Below are 18,501 nucleotides of genomic sequence, written 5' to 3' on the forward strand. Positions count from 1 at the left end.
GGTCTCGGCGGCGATGCGGTGAAGTGGGCCCGTGCCCTTGCCCGCCCGGCAGAGCACGGGCCCGGCTCTCAGGCGGCCAGCCGGGGGTCGCTCCCGGTGACGGCGGCCGCGGTGAGGTCCGCGCCGTCGGCGGGGACCTGTTCGAATTCACTCATTCGCTCGGGCGTGTCGCAGGGCGCGGGGCCTGCCGTGCCGCCCAGGGCCTCGACCGGACTGAACCGGCCGCTCTCCCGGTCGAGCACGTAGGCCTGGGCGGTGGCGAAGTCGAAGTACATCCCCACCAGCCGCAGGGTGCCCTCGGCGACCCTGCGCTCGACGGCGGGGTTCGCCAGCAACTGGTCCAACTGCTGGACCACATTGGTGATGCAGAGCTGCTCCGCCAGATCGGCCACCGGGCGGCCGGTGAACTCGGCGGGGGCGCGGCGCAGCCGGTCGAGCGAGCCGCGGCCGTTGCGCAGCCAACGGGTGAGCGGGGTCGGCGGTCCCGGACGCTCGTGGATACCGTCCAGCAGGGCCTTCATGGCGCCGCAGCCGGAGTGCCCGCAGATCGTGATGGAGCGCACCTCCAGCGCTTCGACGGCGTACTGCACCGCGGCGGCCACCGAATCGTCGGCCGCGCCCGGCTCGAACGGCGCCGGTACGAGGTTGCCCACGTTGCGGACGGTGAAGAGGTCGCCCGGTCCGCTGTTGGTGATCATGCTGGTGACCATGCGCGAGTCGGCGCAGGTCAGGAAGAGCTGGGAGGGCGTCTGCCCCTCCCGGGCGAGCCGGGCGAGCTCGGGCCGCACCAGCGGGGCGGTGTGCAGCTGGAACACCCGGACGCCGTCCAGCAGTCGGCCGTGCGGATCCTCCTGCTGATCGATGCAGTGGTGGCCGACCCAGGGGGTCCAGGCGCGGCAGCGGTGCGGGCCGGAGGAGCTGCCCGCCCGGACGGTGCCGTCGGGATCGAGGACCTCGTCGTCCTGGCGGCGCGTCACCATCGAGACCCGGCCGCCGGCCGCCTGCCGGCCCGTTCGCCAGCTGTGCAGCGTTTCGTACGCGGCGTGGTCCAGGAAGGAGCCGTCGTGGACGACCGCCACATCGGCGGCGGCGGGGATGCCGGCCAGCGCGCGGCTCAGCCGGGGCACCGCGGTGAAGGTGAGCGGCCCGTGCGTCTGCACCGTGAACGAGCCGTCGGGGCCGGCCAGGACGTCCACGTGGGCGCGGGTCAGGCGGTAGAGCGCGAGCAGGACGGCCGTCGCGGCGCCCAGCGCCACCCCGAGCAGGACGCCGAGCAGCACCACGCCGAGCACGGTGGCGAGGTAGACCGGGAACTCGCGGTGCCGGTGCACCTTGCGGATGTGCGCGAAGCTGACCATCTGCAGGCCGACGACCAGGACCAGGGCGGCCAGCGCGGCGAGCGGGATCCGGCGGAGCCCGCCGGTGAGCGCCAGTGCGGCCGCGAGCACCCAGACACCGTGCAGGATCGAGGACCACCTGCTCTGTGCGCCGGCCCGGACGTTGGCGGTGCTGCGGACCGCGCCGCCGGCGATCGGCAGCCCGCCGAGCAGGCCGCTGATCATGTTGGCGAGGCCCTGACCCCGCAGCTCGCGGTCGAGGTCCCCGGTGCGGTGCGACATCCGGTCGACCGCGACGGCGGAGAGCAGTGACTCGACGCTCGCCACGGCGGTGACGGTCAGCACGGCGGCCAGGACCGCGGCGAACGGCCCGTGCGGCAGGTCGGGGACGAGGTCGTGCGGCTGCCAGGCGGGCAGTTCGACCCGGGCGAGCTGCAGCCCGAGGGTCATGGAGAGCGCCGTGGCGGCGCCCACGGCGGCCAGCGGACCCGGCACCTTGGCCAGCCGGGCGCCGAACGCTCCGGCCCGGCCGGGGAGTCGGGAGAGCCTGGGCCAGGCGAGCAGGACGGCGGCGGTGACGGTGCCGACGACCAGTGCGGACGGGTGCGGTCCCGCCAACTGGCTCGGCAGCGCGAGGATGTTGGCCAGCGCCGAACTCTGCGCCGAGCCGCCGAGGACGACGTGCAGCTGCGCGATGGCGATGGTGAGGCCGACGCCGGCCAGCATGCCGTGCACGATGGCGGGCGAGACGGCGAGCGCGGTGCGGGCCACCCGGCGTACGCCGAGGAGGAGTTGGAGCAGTCCGGCGGCGAGTGTGATGGCGCAGGTGGCCTGCCAGCCGTACTGGGTGATCAGCCCGGCGGTGATCACGGTCAGTGCGGCGGAGGGGCCGCTGACCTGGAGGGGAGTGCCGCCGAGGAACCCGACGACGATGCCGCCGACGGCCGCCGCGGCGAGGCCGGCGGTGAGTGGGGCGCCGGTGGCCATCGCGATGCCGAGGGAGAACGGCACCGCGATCAGGAAGACCACCAGGGAGGCGGAGAAGTCCTGCACCCACCGGCTGCGGGAGTGCGGGCCGGGCGGGGCGTGATCGTTGGTGTCGGAGGCGATGGGTGCACTGGAGATGTCGAGGGTCATTGTCTTCCCGTCTTTCCGGGGAACGAACGCAGTCAGGTCCGGTGGTGAGTCCGGTTGTGGGGGCTCGGGGACTCGGATCGGCTGTCGTGGGTTGCGACGGTGTGGCGGGATGGCGTTGGGCGCGGCGGGGATTGCGGGTGTCACCGGCCGGGCCGTGGACCATCAGGGGGCCTCGAAGAGGCGTGGAGAACCAGGCCGCAGAGAGGACCATCAAGACTCGGTAAACCGAGGGTAATGAAAGCTTTGCACAGCGTCATCCCGGGGGCCAGGGCCAATGCCCTGGATTCACCCCATTGGGTGGTGTTCGAACCGATGGAAATCTGCTGGTGGCGTCCGGATCGGGGCCGGACGTGCGCAACGGGCCGCGGCCTCCCCCGGTCTGGGGAGGCCGCGGCCCGTCTGCGGCGTGGGGCGGCGGTGGCGGCCCGGGGGCGGCGGCCCGGGGGCGGCGGAGCCGGGGTGGCGGCCGTCAGGCGTGGGCGCCTGCCGGGGCGGGCTGCTCTGCGCCCAGCACGAAGTCGCGGTCCACCTGGGTGGCGAGGTCGATGCCGACCTTCGCGTTGGCCCAGCTCTCCGCATTGCGGAGGTGGAAGAGGACGGCCTGCTCGGTGTAGCGGAGGGCGTCCCGCCGGCCGTGGGCGGTGTCCGCCTCGGCGCGCAGTTGCTCCAGTACCGCCCGGTTGCCGGGCTCCAGGGTCCGAAGCGGCGGTTCGGCGCCCCGCTCCAGCCGGCGCACCCAGTCGGACTGCCCGAAGGTGGTCAGCAGGTCGTCCCCGACCTCGGCGCGGAGGAACTCCAGATCGTCGGAGCTCTGCACCTTGTTGCCGACCACGCGGAGCCGGACGCCGAAGTCGCGGGCGTAGTCCTTGTACTGGCGGTACACCGAGACGCCCTTGCGGGTCGGCTCGGCCACCAGGAAGGTCAGGTCGAAGCGGGTGAACAGCCCGGACGCGAAGGAGTCGGAGCCCGCCGTCATGTCGGTGACCACGTACTCGTCCCGGCCGTCGACCAGGTGGTTGAGCAGCAGCTCGACCGCGCCGACCTTGGAGTGGTAGCAGGCCACCCCGAGGTCCTCCTCGGTGAAGGCGCCGGTCGCCAGCAGTCGCACCGACCCTTCGTCGAGCGCGATCGGGCGGGCGCAGGCCGCGTACACCGGGTTCTCCTCGACGATCCGCAGCAGGCGCGAACCCCGGCCGGGCGGCGTGGTCTTGATCATCTCCTCGGCGGACCGGATCAGCGGGTTGTCCCCGCGCAGGTACTCCTTGATCTCGGGCAGGTGGGCGCCGAGGGACGGCAGCTCCTCGGCCTGAGCGTCCGTCAGGCCCAGCGCGGGGCCGAGGTGCTGGTTGATGTCGGCATCGACGGCGATGACCGGCCGGCCCGCGGCGGCCAGATGGCGGATGAACAGTGAGGACAGCGTGGTCTTGCCGCTGCCGCCCTTGCCGACGAAGGCGATCTTCACCTGGGACTCCCGCTCTCGCTCTGGGGCCCGACCTCGGGGCCGCCTGCTCGGGCCTCTTCCGGGCCGCTTCCGCAGCGCCCTTCCAGGTCGCTTGCGCGCTGCGCCGAGGCCGACGATCTCCGGAGTTGGAAATCGTTATCGTCTCCGATAGTGGCCATGCTATCCGCGGTTTCGGGTTCACCGTCGAAGGGAAGTGAGGATTGCCTCTAACGGGTGATGCGGGGTTGCTGTTCCGGGAGGGGCGCCTCGTTCATTACTCTCGGGTAGGTGAGCACTGGAACAGATCCCCTCGCCCCGCTGGCCCAGCTCCCCGGGGTGCCCGACGCGGTGGCCGAGGTGCGCAAGGCCGTCGACCGCCTCTACGGCCACCGGGTGATGCGCCGCCGAGCGGACGAGGTCACCTCCGAGTCCGCGCTGCGCGGTGCCCGCGCCTCGGCGGCACTGGCCGGGGCGGACTGGCCGCTGGAGGAGGTCCGGCGCCGTACCGACTTCAGCGCCGACCCCGAGTCCCGTACGGTCGGCGCGGCCCTGCGGATCGCGGCCGAAGCGGGTCAGCTGCTGAGCATCTGGCGGCACTCCCCGCTCCAGGTGCTGGCCCGGCTGCATCTGCTGGCGGTCGGCGACGCCGACCTCGCGGCGGGGCGGCCGCGGCAGGCCGGAGAGGGCGTGGAAGCCCTGTTCCCGCTGGAGCTCGAGCCGGTGGAGAGCGTCGAGGTGGAGGCCGCTCCGGCCGGACCGGCGGTCGAGCTGCCGCCGGCCCCCGGGGCGGAGGAGGTCGCCGCCCGGCTCGACCAGCTCTCCCGGCTGCTGATCGCGCGCGCCGAGGGGCAGGGCGTCGGAACGCCGGCCCTGGTGGTGGCCTCGGTGGTGCACGGGGAGCTGTTGGCGCTGCGTCCGTTCGGCTCGCACAACGGTGTGATCGCGCGGGCCGCGCAGCGGATCGTGCTGATCGCCGAGGGGCTCGACCCGAAGTCGATCTGCCCGGCCGAGGTCGGCTTCGCCGAGCTCGGTACGGACGCCTACCGGCGTGCGCTGGCCGGCTATCTGGCCGGCACGCCGGAAGGTCTGGCGGCCTGGATCGCCCACTGCGGGCGGGCGTTGCGGCTCGGCGTGCGGGAGAGTACGGCGGTCTGCGAGGCGATGCAGCGCGGCATGGTCTGACCGGACCGCGCGGCCCGGGGCAGAGAGATGCGGCGGCACCCGATCCTGCCGGATGCCGCCGCTGGTACAGGTGCCGGGTGACCATGCATGCACCGGAAGTGCCCATCAGACGGGGATCCTGCCCGTTCGTCTGGTGCGGCGGCCCGACAGCGGGTCGGCTGCATGTGGGTGCTCGACTATCTGTACGTGCGGTCCGTGGGGCCTGAACTGCGTTGTCGGTTTGACCTCTTCGGTCCTGACCGGGTCTCGCGGGCCGTGCTTCATTTGTATCGCGTTTCGGGGGAAAGGGGAACCCGAAACGAGAAGTCTTCGGCTTTTGCCCGTTTTGTCCCAAACGAGCTGGTACGCCACCCTCTGGGGCGGGGCGCACGCAGTGGCCGCTGGGCGTACGGGCTGGGCGCCCCGCCCGCCCGGTGCACCGGCCGCCGCCGCGCGCGCCCTCAGGCCGCCGGTCGGCGTCGCCGCGCCGCGTACCAGATCACGCCGGCGGTCAGCACGGCCGCGCCGATCGCCACGGCCGTCAGCACCGAGCCGCTCGGCGCGGAGAATTCCGGGAGCCGCCGCCGCAGTTCCACCGGGCGGTCGAAGACCAGCACCGGCCACTCGCGGGCCACCGCCTCCTTGCGCAGCGCACGGTCCGGATTGACGGCGGACGGATGGCCCACCGCCTCCAGCAGCGGCAGGTCGGTCGAGGAGTCGCTGTACGCGTAGCACTGGGCGAGGTCGTAGCCCTCGACCTCGGCCAACTCCCGGATGGCGGCGGCCTTGTTCTCGGCGTAGGCGTAGTACTCGATCTCGCCGGTGTAGCGGCCGTCCTCGATCTTCAGCCGGGTGGCGATCACGTGGTCCGCGCCGAGCAGGGCGCCGATCGGCTCGACCACCTCGGAGCCGGAGCTGCTGACGATGACCACGTCGCGGCCGGCGGCGTGGTGCTGCTCGATCAGTGAGGCGGCCTCGTCGTAGATGATCGGATCGATCAGGTTGTGCAGGGTCTCGGCGACGATTTCGCGGACCTGCTGGACGTTCCAGCCCCGGGTGAGCGCGGAGAGGTACTCGCGCATCTTCTCCATCTGGTCGTGGTCCGCGCCGCCGACCAGGAAGACGAACTGGGCGTACGCGCTGCGCAGGACGGCCCGACGGTTGATCAGGCCGCCCTGGTAGAAGGGCCGGCTGAAGGCCAGGGCGCTCGACTTGGCGATGATGGTCTTGTCGAGGTCGAAGAAGGCGGCCGTCCTGGGGCCGGCCGGGCGCGGGCGAGCCGTCGGGAGGTCGGCCGGGGCGGGCCCGTCGGGCTCCACGGTCGCGGCAGGCCCGCTCTGCCCGGCGGCCGCGGTGTTCGGGGCCGCCCCGGCGCTCCCGGCCTGCTCGGTGGTCGCCGGGCGCTCGATGTTCTCGGCGGCCTCGGCCGCCCCTGCGGTCCCGGCGGTCTCTACGGTGTCGGCGGTCTCGGCGGTGGAGTCCGGGGACTCGTCGGCGTACTCGTCGGCGTTCTCGGTGGTGTCCACGGGAACCGAGGATAGAGGGCACCGCAAAACGGCCCGCCATTCGGCGTACTCATGGGCGCGCGGGTTTGTGTTTCTGGCCGCTCGGGTACACCATGGAAGTCACGGATCGTTCGCGACCGTGCTAACCCGGTCCGGCTCCTCCCCCCCGAGTCGGGCTGTGGATAGACGACCCCCGCTCTCCCCCCCGGCGGGGGTCGTCGCACGTCCGGGGCCATTTTCAGGGCTTGAACGGCTCTTGCGGACGGCTCTGCGGTCGGCCCGGTGGTGATCTACAGGGGGTGTCGGGTCGAGGATGCACCGACCCGCTTTCGTTACTCTCCGTCGCCGGTTGCTCAGAGTTGCCGATGCCCCGTCCCGACTCCGAAGACGTTCCCGAGGCGCTTCGAAGAGGACGTGAAGAAGCCCCGGAGCGTGTTCGGGAGGCTCCGACGGATGCCGGCCGTTCCGGCTCTCTGTGATCTGCCGGTTCTTCTCGGTGAGGCCGATTCGTCAATTCTTTGCTCAATAGCCCCCTGTCCGAGTGAACGTACTTATCCACAGCCCCGAGTTATCCACAGGGAATCGGAACCGGGCTGACGGAATCCGGATCACCCCCCACCGTGATGGACGGCAGCGGTTGCCGGGCGAGCCCTACGGGATCGGCCGGGCGATCGCCCGCCGCGTCCGTCCGGATGTGCGCCCGTACCGCTCAACGCGGCAGGGCGCCGCACAGGGGAGACCGTCATGTCGACACCACTCACCGATCACGCAGCCGCGCACGGCCCGGAGGCCGCCGGCCCGCTCGTCGTCACCGAGGACGAAGGCCTGGCCGAGCACATGCTGCGGCTCTGCGCCGCCGCCGGCACCGAACCACAGCTGATCCGGGGAGCCCCGCCGACGCGCGGGCTCTGGGAGGGTTCGCCGCTCGTGCTGGTCGGGGACGACCAGGCCGAGCGATGCGCCGGGCTTCCCCGCCGGACCGGGGTGCTGCTGCTCGGGCTGGACCTGGACGACCCCGGAATCTGGGTGAGAGCCGTTCAACTCGGCGCCGAGCACGTGCTGTTCCTGCCGGATGCCGAAGCCTGGCTGCTCGACCGGATCGCCGACGCCACCGAGGGCATCGGCACACCGGCGCTCACCGTCGCGGTGCTCGGCGGCCGGGGCGGCGCCGGCGCGTCCACCCTGGCCTGTGCGCTGGCGGTCACGGCCGCGCGCACGGGCCGGCGGACCATACTCGTCGACGGCGATCCGCTGGGCGGCGGGCTCGACATCCTGCTCGGCGGCGAGACGGCCGGCGGTCTGCGCTGGCCCGACCTGGCCGGGTCGCGGGGCCGGGTCAGTGGCGCCGAGCTGGCCAAGGCACTGCCGGTGCTCAAACGGCTGAGCTCGCTCTCCTGCCTGTCCTGGGACCGCGGCGACACGCTCGCCGTGCCCCCCGAGGCCATGCGCAGCGTGCTGGCCGCCGCCCGGCGCCGGGGCGGGCTGGTCGTGGTCGACGTGCCGCGCCGGCTCGACCCGGCCGCCGGGCAGGCACTGGAGCAGTCCGACACGGCGCTCCTGGTGGTGCCGGCCGAACTGCGCGCCGTTGCGGCCGCCGACCGGATCGCGGCGTCCGTGCGGATGCGACTCGACGACGTACGGGCCGTGGTGCGCCCGCTGCGGCCCTTCGGGCTCCCGGCCCACCGGATCGCGCGGGGGCTGCGGCTCCAGCTCGCGGGGGAGTTGGAGCCGGAGCCCGGGCTGGCCGCCGACGTCGAGCAGGGCGTGCCGCCCGGGATCCGTACGGACGGACCGCTGGCGCGCTTCTGCGAGGCCTTCCTGGACGAGGTGCTGCCGCCGGTTCCGGCGGTCGGAGGAGGTGTGTACTGATGGTTCGCCTTCGAGGTGCGGGAAGGGCGATCGCCACCGGGCGCAGCCCCGGTGTGCGGGAGCGCCGGCCGCTCCGCAGTGTTGTGGCGGCCGCGGGGCCGTCGGGGCAGGGCCCGGGGCCGGAGCCGCCCCCCTACGGGCGAACGGCCCGGGAGGAGCGGACGGCGGCGCTGGTCGACGCCGTACGGCTCAGGCTGGCCGAGTCGGGCGCCGCGCCGACGGCCGGATCCGTCGCGGCGGTGTTGCGGGCCACCCGCCCGCCGCTCGGCGGCGACGAAGTCCTCGACACCGTGCGCTCGTTGCGCGCCGAGCTGGTGGGTGCGGGCCCGCTGGACCGGCTGCTGTCGGCGCCCGATGTCACGGACGTCCTCGTCAACGGGCCGGACGAGGTGTGGGTCGACCGGGGCGGCGGTCTGCGCAGGGCCGCCGGCGTTCGCTTCGCCGATGCCGAGGCGGTCCGCCGGCTGGCCCACCGGCTCGCCACGGCGGCGGGGCGCAGACTCGACGACGCGCGGCCCTGGGTGGACGCGCGGCTTCCGGACGGCACCCGGCTGCACGCGGTACTGCCGCCGATCGCGACCGGGTGCACCCACATCTCGCTGCGGGTCTGCCGGCCCCGCCCCTTCACGCTCGACGAGTTGGTGGCCGGCGGTGCGCTGCCCGCAGCCGGTGCCGAGCTGCTGGCCGGCATCCTGCGGGCCCGGCTCTCCCTGCTGATCAGCGGTGGCACGGGGACGGGCAAGACCACCCTGCTGGCAGCCCTGCTCGGGCTGGCCGGGGCCGGCGAGCGCATCATCGTGGTCGAGGACTCCGCCGAACTGGAACCCGCCCATCCCCATGTGGTCCGGCTGCAGAGCCGGCCGCCCAACCAGGAGGGGCTCGGTGAGCTGACTCTGCGGGACCTCGTCCGCCAGGCGCTGCGGATGCGGCCCGACCGCCTGGTGGTGGGAGAAGTCCGCGGAGCCGAAGTGTCGGACTTGCTGGCCGCGTTGAACACCGGCCACGAGGGCGGCTGCGGCACCGTGCACGCGAACGCGGCGGCGGACGTGCCGGTCAGGTTGGAGGCGCTCGGATCGCTCGCGGGGCTGGACCGGGCGGCACTGCACAGCCAACTCCGGGCCGCACTGGACGTGGTGGTGCACCTGGTGCGGGAGCCGGCCTCCGGGCGGCGCCGGGTCGCCGAGATCCACATGCTGTCCGGCGACCGCGACGGGCTGGCCGTCACCACCCCGGCGGTGGCATTCACGGCGGCCGGCGCCACCGTGCCCGGGGTCGGCCGGGATCGCCTTCTCCGGCTGCTCGCGACCCGCGGGGTGGCCGTGGGGGCGGTGCTCCCGGAAGGCCCGCCGTGATCGCGGGCGCGGCCGAGGTGGCGTTCGGCCTGCTGATCTGCGGGTGCGTGACGGGCGCTGTGGCGCTGCTGGGGCTGTGGCGTGGCAAGGGTGAGCGAGGAGAGGGGTGAATGACATGACGAGAAGTCAGTTCCAGTTGTGCTGGGTGGCGATGCTCTGTGTGGTGGCATTGGCGGGGTGGTGGGCTCTGCAGCGGCAGGCGACGGGTGGCAGGCGGTCCAGGCTCCTGCTCGCCGGTGGCAGCGGTGGGGGAGGAGGAGGGAGCGGTGGTACGCCGACGCCCCTGTGGCCCTGGCCGAGGGCAGCCGGAGGCGGCCCGGCCACGCCGGTCCGTTGGCCGGGGTGGCTGACACCGGAACTGCTGCTCCTGCCCGGCGGGTTGGGAGTCGCGCAGGCGACGGCCTCGCCAGTCCCGGTGCTGGCCGCCGTGCTGGCCTTCCTCCCGTTGCGGCGCTGGCGGCTGCGCCGCGCGGTGGAGGCGGAGGCTCGGCAGCGGGCCACCGCGGTGGTGGACCTCTGCGCGGCTCTGGCGGGGGAGCTGCGGAGCGGGGCCACGCCGGAGCAGGCGCTGCACATGGTGACCACGCGTCTCGCCGAAGACGGCGAGGCCCTGCGCCGGATCGGTCTGGAGCCGGTGGCCCGGCTCGCGGCCGGTCGGTACGGCGGAGACGTGCCCGGGGCCTTCCAACTGCTCGCGGAGTTGCCGGGCGGACGTGGGGCGACTGCGATCGCCGCCTGCTGGCGGGTCACGTCCGACGGGGGCGCGGGGCTGGCCGCCGGACTGGACGGGGTCGCCGAGGCCCTGCGCGCCGAGCGCGCGCTGGCGGAGGAGATCGACGCCGAGTTGGCCGCGCCGCGAACGACGGTCGCCGTTCTGGCGGCGCTGCCCGTCGCCGGGTTGCTGCTCGGTGCGTCGCTCGGGGCCCGGCCGGTGACCGTTCTGCTGCACACGCCGGCCGGGCTCGCCTGCCTGGTGGGCGGAGCGGCTTTGGAGGGGCTGGGTGTGGTGTGGACGGCCCGGATCGTCCGGGCGGCCTCACAGGGCGCCCTGGAGGACCCTCTGGGCGGCGGGCGGGCGGCTGCCGAGGCCGTGGTCGGGGGCCGAGGTGCGAGCGTGGCCGGGGGCAAGCCCGGCTCCGGCTCCGGTGACCGGCTCGATGGCGGCGGGTGGCGGTGCGGGATCTCCCGCACGCGGGCCCGGCCCGGACGGCCCAGCGGTTCGTTCCGGGCCGAGACGGCGTCGGCGTGACGACCGGCGCCGAGCGGGTCGCCCTCGTAGCGGGTCTGGGGGCAGGAGCGCTGTTTCTGTACCGATGGGCGGACGGGCAGGCCGGGCGTCGGAGGGCGGTCGCCCTGCTCGGCTTCGGCGGCCGGTCCGGGGCTCGCTCCCGGGCCCGCTGCCGAGCCGGTCCCCTCGCTCGGGCCCGATGGCAGATCCGGGCCGCGCAGGGTGAGTCGCCGGGCACGGCGCGGGCCGAGGGGCCGGGCGGGCGGCTGGACAGGCGGCCGCTCGGCCGGCGGGGGTGGGCCCTGCGGAAAGCCGGCTCCGCCGCACCGGGTGCGGCCTCGGCGGGGCACCTGCGGCGGGCGGTGGTGGCGGCCTGCGCCGGGGCCGGGGCGGCAGCGGTGCTCGGCGGCGGGGCCGGGGTGGTGGCGGGCGCCCTGTTGGCCGTGGGTCTGTACCGACGGCTGTCCGGGGCACGGTCCCCGGTGGAGCGACGGTTCGCGTGGGAGGAGGAGCAGCTCGCCCGGCAACTCCCCTTCACGGCAGAGCTGCTCGCGGCCTGCCTCGGGTCGGCCGCCTCTCCCGCCACGGCGGTGGCGGCGGTCGGCCGGAGCGTCGGCGCCCCGATGGGTCCTCGGCTGGTGACCATCGCGGCCGAACTGGCCCTGGGGGCACCGCCGGAGCTCTGCTGGAACCGGCTGGGTGAGGAGCATCCGGCTCTGGCGCCACTGGCACGCTGCCTGGTCCGGACGAGTCTCAGCGGAGCGCCGGCGACGGGACAGCTGATCGGGTTGGCGCAGGCCTGTCGGAGCGCGGCCGTGCGCGCGGCGCACACCCGGGTCCGTCGTGCCGGGGTGCTCGCCACAGCACCGCTCGGGCTCTGCTTCCTCCCCGCGTTCGTGCTGATCAGCGTGGTTCCGGTGGTCATGGGGCTCACCGCCGGCTTCGCCCGTTCGATCTGAAGCAGCGTCAAGAACAGTCCGAAGTACGAGAAGTCGCAAGACGAAGCAGCCGCCGTGCGAGAAGTCGCAGGTGGGGCCGCCGGTCGGTCTCAGGCGGCAGGAAACCCAAGGAGAGAGACATGACTGCAGTGATCACGCGTAGGTCCGTCGGCGCCGGGCGTCCGTGCCGGCACCTGGTCGGTGTGTGTCGCCGTCGGGGCCGCTGGGCGGCGGTCCGGATCCGTCGGGCGGCCCGTGCCAGGAGCAGGTCGGATGCCGGAATGACCACCGCCGAATACGCCGTGGGCACGCTCGGGGCGTGTGCGCTGGCCGCCGGGCTCTACAAGGTGGTGACCAGCCCGGCCATCCTCGGTGCGCTGACCGAACTCCTGGACCGGGCGCTCCATGCGACGTGACGGGCCGTCCACCGGGCGATCGGGCGGGTCCGCTCGGTCGGCACGAACCCGCCGTCGTGACGCGGGCTTCGTCACGGCGGAGACGGCGGTGGCGTTGCCGGCACTCGTCCTGCTCGCCGTGATGCTGATCTGGGGTGTGCTGGCGGCGGCTGCGCAGATCCGATGCGTCGACGCGGCGCGGGTGGGTGCCCGGGCGGCCGCGCGCGGGGAGGCGGACGCCGCCGAGATCGCCCGCGCGGCAGCCCCGCCCGGGGCGGCCGTTCGGGTGGCCGTCGAGGCCGACACGGTTCGGGTCACGGTGGACGCGCCGTCGGCGGCCCCGGGCAGGCTCGCCGGCCTGCTCTCCGTACGGCTCGGCGCGGCTGCCGTGGCGGCGCGCGAGGACACCCTGGCGGGCACCGGAGGAGGTGCGGGCCCATGGCCGTCCTGAGCCCGGTCGTGGCCGTGATGGGCCGGGTGGCCCGGGCCCGGGCCACCCGCACGGCGGTGGGGCGTCCGCCCGACGGCGGCTCCGCGACGGTCTGGCTGATCGCGTTCGCGGTGCTCGGCTGTGCGACGTTCGCCGCGACCCTCTCGGTCGGCGCGGTGGTGGGTGCCCGCCACCGGGCCGAGTCCGCCGCCGACCTGGCGGCCCTCGCGGCGGCCGACCGGCTGTTGTTGGACCCGGACGGCGGGTGCGGGCGGGCGGCCGGGATCGCGCAGGCGCAGGCGGCCACCCTGGTGGCCTGCACGGTGGACCGGGAGGCGGACGCCGTCGAGGTGGTGGCGGAGGTCCGGATCGGCGGAGTGCCGGTGGACCTGCCGATCGGACCGGCCCGGGCGCGTTCCCGAGCAGGTCCGGTCCGCGCCGCGGCCACCGTGACGGACGAGGACGTCAGTGCGACGGCGGGCGGGTCATGAGTCCCCGCTGGGGGGCTCTGCCGCCCCGCCCCGTGCTTCGCCCCCGGCCCCGCCCCGGGACCGGCCCTGGGCTTGATCCCGGGTCCTGTCTCGGCCCCAGTCCCGGCCCCCGTCCTGGTCCCCGTCGACCGCGGGCGCGCCGGACAGCAGGACATCGAGCAGTCGGACGGCAGCCGCCTTGTCCAGCGGCTCGTTGCCGTTGCCGCACTTGGGCGACTGCACGCAGGACGGGCAGCCGCGCTCGCACTCGCAGGCGGCGATCGCCTCCCGGGTGGCGGTCAGCCACTGGGCGGCGCGCTGGAAGCCGCGCTCGGCGAAGCCGGCCCCGCCCGCGTGGCCGTCGTAGACGAACACGGTGGGCAGCTGGGTGTCGGGGTGCAGCGGTACCGAGACGCCGCCGATGTCCCAGCGGTCGCAGGTGGCGAAGAGCGGCAGCAGGCCGATGGAGGCGTGCTCGGCGGCGTGGGCGGCCCCGGGGAGCTGGTCGGGCGGGATGTCCGCGTCGAGCAGCTGGTCCTCGGTGACGGACCACCAGACGGCGCGGGTCCGCAGGGTGCGGGGCGGCAGGTCGAGCTTGGTCTCGCCCATGATCTCCCCGGTGGAGATCCGTTTGCGGAGGTAGCCGACCACCTGGTTGACCACCTCCACCGAACCGAAGCTGAGCCGGCCCTCGCCCCAGGCGACGGAGGTGTCGGTGGAGAGCACCGAGATGGAGGTGATGTCGCGGGCGGCCGTGGTGTAGGGCGGGTCGGCCGGTTCGACCAGGGCGACCGAGCTGTCCAGGTCGAAGTCCCGGACGAGGTAGCTGCGCCCCTGGTGGATGTGGACGGCCCCGGTGTGGACGGTGGTGTGGGCGGCGGAGGCGTCCACCGTGCCGAGCAGGCGGCCGGTCGGGGCCTCGACGATCTGCACCGGGTTGCCACCGCTGCCGCGCAGGTCGACGGCGTCGGCCGCCCGTTCGCGGCGGGTCCAGTACCACCCGCCACCGCGCCGGCGGAGCAGTCCGCGCTGCTCCAGGACGGGCAGCAACGGGCCGGTCGAGGGGCCGAACAGCTCCAGGTCGGTGTCCGTTAGCGGGAGCTCGGCGGCCGCCGCGCACAGGTGCGGGGCGAGGACGTGCGGATTGTCGGGGTCGAGCACGGTGGCTTCCACGGGCGTGGCGAACAGCGCCTCCGGGTGGTGCACCAGGTAGGTGTCCAGCGGGTCGTCGCGGGCGATCAGGACGGCCAGCGCGCCCTGGGCCTCCCGCCCGGCCCGCCCTGCCTGCTGCCAGAGCGAGGCACGGGTGCCGGGGTATCCGGCCATCAGGACGGCGTCCAGACCGGAGATGTCGACGCCGAGTTCGAGAGCGGAGGTGGAGGCGACGCCGAGCAGCCGGCCGGTGTGCAGATCGCGTTCCAGTGCCCGGCGCTCGTCGGCGAGGTAGCCGCCGCGGTAGGCGGCGACCCGGTCGGCGAGCGGCCGGCCGAGCTGGTCCTGGGTCTGCAGCGCGACGAGTTCGGCGGCGCGGCGGGAGCGGACGAAGACGACGGTGCGGATCTGCCGCTCGACGAGGTCGGTCAGCAGGTGGGCGGCCTCGGCGGTGGCCGTCCTGCGAACGGGTGCCCCGTGCTCGCCGACGTTCTCGGTGAGCGGCGGCTCCCAGAGCCCGAAGACCATCGGACCGCGCGGAGAGGCGTCCTCGGTGACGGCCTCGGCGGGCAGCCCGGTGAGCAGGCGGGCGGTGGCGGCCGGGTCGGCGGTGGTGGCCGAGGCCAGCAGGAAGGTGGGTGAGGAGCCGTACCGGGCACAGATCCGGCGCAGCCGTCGCAGCACCTGGGCGACGTGCGAACCGAACACGCCCCGGTAGCTGTGGCACTCGTCGACCACCACGTAGCGCAGCGTCTTGAGGAAGGAGGACCAGCGCGCGTGGGCGGGCAGGATGCCGCGGTGCAGCATGTCGGGGTTGGTGAGCACGTACGAGGCGTACTGGCGGACCCACTCGCGTTCTTCGGGCGGGGTGTCGCCGTCGTAGAGGGCGGGCCGGACCCTGGGCGGGGCGAGTTCGGCGGCCCGCCGCCGCTGGTCCGCGGCGAGCGCCTTCGTCGGGGCCAGGTACAGCGCGGTGGCGCCGCGGCCGTTGCGGGCCTCGGTGCCGTCCAGCAGGTCGCTGAGCACCGGCGCCAGATAACCGAGCGACTTGCCCGAAGCGGTCCCTGTGGCGATCACCACAGTATGGCCGCTTTTGGCCAGGTTCATCGCTTCTGCCTGATGGGCCCAGGGACGTTCCACACCCAGCGCCCGGGCGGAGTCGACGATCTCGGACCGGATCGAGTCGGGCCAGGGTGAATAACGGGCTGGTCGGGCGGGAAGGTGCTCCGTATGGGTGAGCCGGTCCGACCGCCCCCGGGTGGTGGACAGGGTCGTGAGCAGTGCCTCGGGCAGGCTGTGACGGGGCGGCATGAGGACCCAGTGTGTCACCGACGTGACGGAGAATCGTCGTAAGCCATCGTGCGGTCATGGTCGCAGGTGGTTGAATGTGGCCGTGACGGCCGTACGGCCGGGGGTCGCAGCGCTGAGGCTCGCCACGCGTGGCTGGGCGCGCCCGGGGCTCGCGACCATGCGGTGGCGGCCGTCCGGCCGAAGATCGCAATGACGTAGCAAGGCAAGGTGCTGGAGGTTCCGTGGACCTGTCCCTGTCGACCCGTACAGTCGGCGATCGCACGGTCGTCGAGGTTGGCGGCGAGATCGATGTGTACACCGCCCCGAAGCTGCGCGAGCAGCTGGTCGAGCTCGTCAACGACGGCAACTACCACCTCGTCGTCGACATGGAGGGCGTGGACTTCCTCGACTCGACCGGTCTGGGCGTGCTGGTGGGCGGTCTGAAGCGAGTGCGGGCCCATGAGGGCTCGCTGCGCCTGGTGTGCAACCAGGAGCGAATTCTGAAGATCTTCCGCATCACCGGCCTGACCAAGGTCTTCCCGATCCACACCTCGGTGGACGACGCGGTCAACTCGACCGACTGACCCGGCCGGGCCGGCCCTGTGCCGGCCCGCCCGTTCCACGCGTCCGGTCGTGCCGGGGCCCTCGTGGCCCCGGCCGTCCCGGCCGCCCCGGGGCCGGCTCTGACCGGCCCGTAGGGGCCCGCATGCCCGGCCCCGGTCGGACACCCCGAGGGGGAGAGATGGCAACCGTCGAACTTCGATTCAGCGCGCTTCCCGAGCATGTCCGTACGGCCCGGCTGGTGGCCGCGGCTGTGGCAAGACGAGCCGGGGTCGACGAGTCGGTGCTCGACGAAGTCCGGCTCGCCGTGGGTGAGGCGTGCTCCCGTGCCGTCGGCCTGCACCAGCGCGGTGGCATCACCGGCGCGGTCCGGGTCGCGCTCACGGACCAGGAGAAGCGTTTCCTCATCGAGGTCGAGGACGAGGCGGGTCCCGCCACCGTTCCGACCCCGGGCGCTGCCGAGGGCGATCCGGACGAGGACACCCTGGGCCTCGCCGTGATCACCGGGCTGGTCGAGGAGCTGGAGGTCACCAGCGGCGCTAGCGGTGGCCTGATCCGGATGAGCTGGCCGGTCTCGGTCGACGCGATGGCGCTCTGACGCGCGGACCGACCCTTCGTCCTCGGCCGACGCAGGACCCTGTGCTTCGGCTCCGGGGTTCCGGCTGCGGTCCTCGCGGCCGCTCGCCCGTCACCGCCGCGCGCACCCGGTGGCGTTTCGCTTCGGGCCGCCGCCACCGCCACCGTCCGGCGTGCCGTGGCCGCTCCGGCGTCCGTCCGAGGGTCCACCTGGCGGGAAAGCATTGACAAGTTGTTGAATTCAGCGGTTCCCTGCTCTCGGCACGACCGGGTCCGATCGGTGATCGGGCCTGTCGTAGAAGAGGGAACCCATGCGGATTCGCATCCTGTGGCCTGCCGGTCAGGCGCTCGCCACGCTTGAGGCCACCCCCACCGCCGAGGTGCTCTGGGGCGCGCTGCCGATCAGTTCGTCGGCCGCCACCTGGGGCGAGGAGGTGTACTTCGGGACGCCGGTGAGCGTGCCCAGGGAGGACGGTGCCCGGCAGGTCGTCGAGCCGGGCACGGTGGCGTTCTGGACGGACGGAGACAGCCTCGCGCTGCCGTTCGGGCCGACGCCGATCTCGCGGGACGGGGAGTGCCGGCTGGCCAGCCCCTGCAACATCCTCGGTGCCCTGGACGGAGACCCCGGAGTGCTGCGGACCGTCCGCCCGGGAGACCCGATCAGGGTCGAGCGGGCCTGAGTCCGGAGCGGCCGGGGCCGGGGGAGGCCGATCGGGCCGGGGCGGGCGGGAACCGGGGGCCGGGCGGGAGCCGTGTAGGTTCGCAGTTCGACGACCGACCGAAAGGGCTTCTCCCGGTGAACAAGCGACTGCTGGCCGTACCCGCGCTCGGCGTGCTGCTGGCGTTCGGCGCCGTCGGCTGCGGCGACGACAACAGCAAGCAGCTGGAGTCCTGGGCGGCGAACGTCTGCGGCGCGGCCAAGGACCCGATCGCCCAGGCACAGACCGCCCTGTCGGACACCGGCCAGGTGAAGACCGGTGAGACTCCGGGCGACCTGCAGAAGCGGCTCTCCGCCGACATCGGGCGGCTGGCCAAGACCAACCAGGACATCGCCGCGGCCATCAACTCCGCCGGTGCGCCCAAGGTCGACGACGGCGGGACCCTCCAGAAGGACACCGTCGCCGAGCTCAACAAGGCGGCCGACGGCTACCTGGACGTCCAGAAGAAGCTGGACGCGCTGTCCAACGACGACCAGGCGAAGTTCGCGGACGGGCTGCGCAGCGTCTCCGACCAGCTGCAGCAGCTGGGCGCGCTCTCCACCCAGGCGCAGGCCAAGCTGCAGCGTGGCGATCTCGGTGCCGCGATGGCCAAGCAGGAGGGCTGCAAGCCCGGCTCGGCCGCCGCGGCGCCGACCACCGGGGCGAGCGGCGCCCCGGCCGCCGGCGGCACCGCCAGCACCCCCGCGCCCGGCGCGACGGACGGCGCGAGCCCGACGGGCAGCCCGGCCGCGACGGACCCCGCCGCGACCTCGGCCCCTGCCGCCCCCGCCGCCCCCTCGGCGAGCTGACCCGACCGGTCCACCGCCGCCCGGTCCACCCCCGCCCCGCCCGCCGCCGCCCCCGCCCGCCGCCGCCCCGACCCGCCCCGGCTCGACCCCCGTGGGGACCGGTCGTCCGGCGGTGCGGCCGGGTCGGGCGGGGGAGCGGGGCCGGCGGCCCG

General features: G+C 74.2%; 16 protein-coding genes. 12 read left to right on the plus strand and 4 right to left on the minus strand.

What is annotated here, in order from left to right:
- Window positions 1-68: 68 nt before the first annotated feature.
- Window positions 69-2,474, minus strand: a complete 2,406-nt coding sequence (locus ACWDRR_RS35265; protein ID WP_449776344.1) for a SulP family inorganic anion transporter — start codon at window positions 2,472-2,474, stop codon at window positions 69-71.
- Between the two features lie 469 nt (window positions 2,475-2,943).
- Window positions 2,944-3,936, minus strand: a complete 993-nt coding sequence (locus ACWDRR_RS35270) for an ATP-binding protein (RefSeq protein WP_449776345.1) — start codon at window positions 3,934-3,936, stop codon at window positions 2,944-2,946.
- Window positions 3,937-4,203: 267 nt separating this feature from the next.
- Between ACWDRR_RS35270 and ACWDRR_RS35275 the strand changes: the two genes are divergently transcribed.
- Entirely contained in the window at window positions 4,204-5,097 is an 894-nt protein-coding gene (locus tag ACWDRR_RS35275; protein WP_449776346.1) for an oxidoreductase, read from the plus strand.
- A gap of 440 nt (window positions 5,098-5,537) precedes the next feature.
- Here the strand turns inward: ACWDRR_RS35275 and ACWDRR_RS35280 are convergent, their stop codons facing one another.
- The gene (locus tag ACWDRR_RS35280; RefSeq protein WP_449776370.1) at window positions 5,538-6,395 is read right to left on the minus strand and encodes an HAD family hydrolase; all 858 of its coding nucleotides are present in this window, start codon (window positions 6,393-6,395) and stop codon (window positions 5,538-5,540) included.
- Window positions 6,396-7,325: 930 nt separating this feature from the next.
- Here ACWDRR_RS35280 and ssd point away from each other — a divergent pair.
- The 7 genes from ssd to ACWDRR_RS35315 all read left to right on the plus strand — a co-directional run bounded on the left by ssd (window position 7,326) and on the right by ACWDRR_RS35315 (window position 13,284).
- A complete protein-coding gene (ssd, locus tag ACWDRR_RS35285) occupies window positions 7,326-8,450 on the plus strand; it encodes a septum site-determining protein Ssd (protein ID WP_449776347.1) in 1,125 nt (374 codons plus the stop codon).
- A gap of 83 nt (window positions 8,451-8,533) precedes the next feature.
- Window positions 8,534-9,802: a TadA family conjugal transfer-associated ATPase gene (locus ACWDRR_RS35290; RefSeq protein ID WP_449776371.1), complete on the plus strand. Its 1,269-nt coding sequence runs from the start codon at window positions 8,534-8,536 to the stop codon at window positions 9,800-9,802.
- Between the two features lie 415 nt (window positions 9,803-10,217).
- The gene (locus ACWDRR_RS35295; RefSeq protein ID WP_449776348.1) at window positions 10,218-11,051 is read left to right on the plus strand and encodes a type II secretion system F family protein; all 834 of its coding nucleotides are present in this window, start codon (window positions 10,218-10,220) and stop codon (window positions 11,049-11,051) included.
- Between the two features lie 461 nt (window positions 11,052-11,512).
- On the plus strand, window positions 11,513-11,989 hold the full coding sequence (locus ACWDRR_RS35300; RefSeq protein WP_449776349.1) for a type II secretion system F family protein: 477 nt from the start codon (window positions 11,513-11,515) through the stop codon (window positions 11,987-11,989).
- Window positions 11,990-12,249: 260 nt separating this feature from the next.
- Window positions 12,250-12,384, plus strand: coding sequence for a DUF4244 domain-containing protein (locus tag ACWDRR_RS35305; protein ID WP_449776350.1), 135 nt, complete (start codon window positions 12,250-12,252; stop codon window positions 12,382-12,384).
- Window positions 12,374-12,814, plus strand: coding sequence for a TadE family type IV pilus minor pilin (locus ACWDRR_RS35310; RefSeq protein WP_449776351.1), 441 nt, complete (start codon window positions 12,374-12,376; stop codon window positions 12,812-12,814). The genes ACWDRR_RS35305 and ACWDRR_RS35310 overlap by 11 nt, the downstream gene beginning before the upstream one ends.
- Entirely contained in the window at window positions 12,802-13,284 is a 483-nt protein-coding gene (locus ACWDRR_RS35315; protein WP_449776352.1) for an Rv3654c family TadE-like protein, read from the plus strand. The genes ACWDRR_RS35310 and ACWDRR_RS35315 overlap by 13 nt, the downstream gene beginning before the upstream one ends.
- Here the strand turns inward: ACWDRR_RS35315 and ACWDRR_RS35320 are convergent.
- Window positions 13,279-15,726 (minus strand): DEAD/DEAH box helicase, encoded by a 2,448-nt coding sequence (locus tag ACWDRR_RS35320; protein WP_449776353.1) that lies wholly within the window; start codon window positions 15,724-15,726, stop codon window positions 13,279-13,281. The two genes, ACWDRR_RS35315 and ACWDRR_RS35320, sit on opposite strands and share 6 nt — an antisense overlap.
- 221 nt (window positions 15,727-15,947) lie before the next feature.
- Between ACWDRR_RS35320 and bldG the strand changes: the two genes are divergently transcribed.
- The 4 genes from bldG (at window position 15,948) to ACWDRR_RS35340 (ending at window position 18,349) form a co-directional block, all read left to right on the plus strand.
- Entirely contained in the window at window positions 15,948-16,289 is a 342-nt protein-coding gene (bldG, locus tag ACWDRR_RS35325) for an anti-sigma factor antagonist BldG (protein ID WP_148644090.1), read from the plus strand.
- Between the two features lie 158 nt (window positions 16,290-16,447).
- The gene (locus ACWDRR_RS35330; RefSeq protein ID WP_449776354.1) at window positions 16,448-16,864 is read left to right on the plus strand and encodes an ATP-binding protein; all 417 of its coding nucleotides are present in this window, start codon (window positions 16,448-16,450) and stop codon (window positions 16,862-16,864) included.
- Window positions 16,865-17,153: 289 nt separating this feature from the next.
- Entirely contained in the window at window positions 17,154-17,522 is a 369-nt protein-coding gene (locus tag ACWDRR_RS35335; protein WP_449776355.1) for a cyclophilin-like fold protein, read from the plus strand.
- Between the two features lie 116 nt (window positions 17,523-17,638).
- Window positions 17,639-18,349, plus strand: coding sequence for a hypothetical protein (locus tag ACWDRR_RS35340; RefSeq protein ID WP_449776356.1), 711 nt, complete (start codon window positions 17,639-17,641; stop codon window positions 18,347-18,349).
- Window positions 18,350-18,501 lie beyond the last annotated feature (152 nt).

The organism is Kitasatospora sp. NPDC003701 (assembly GCF_053587085.1).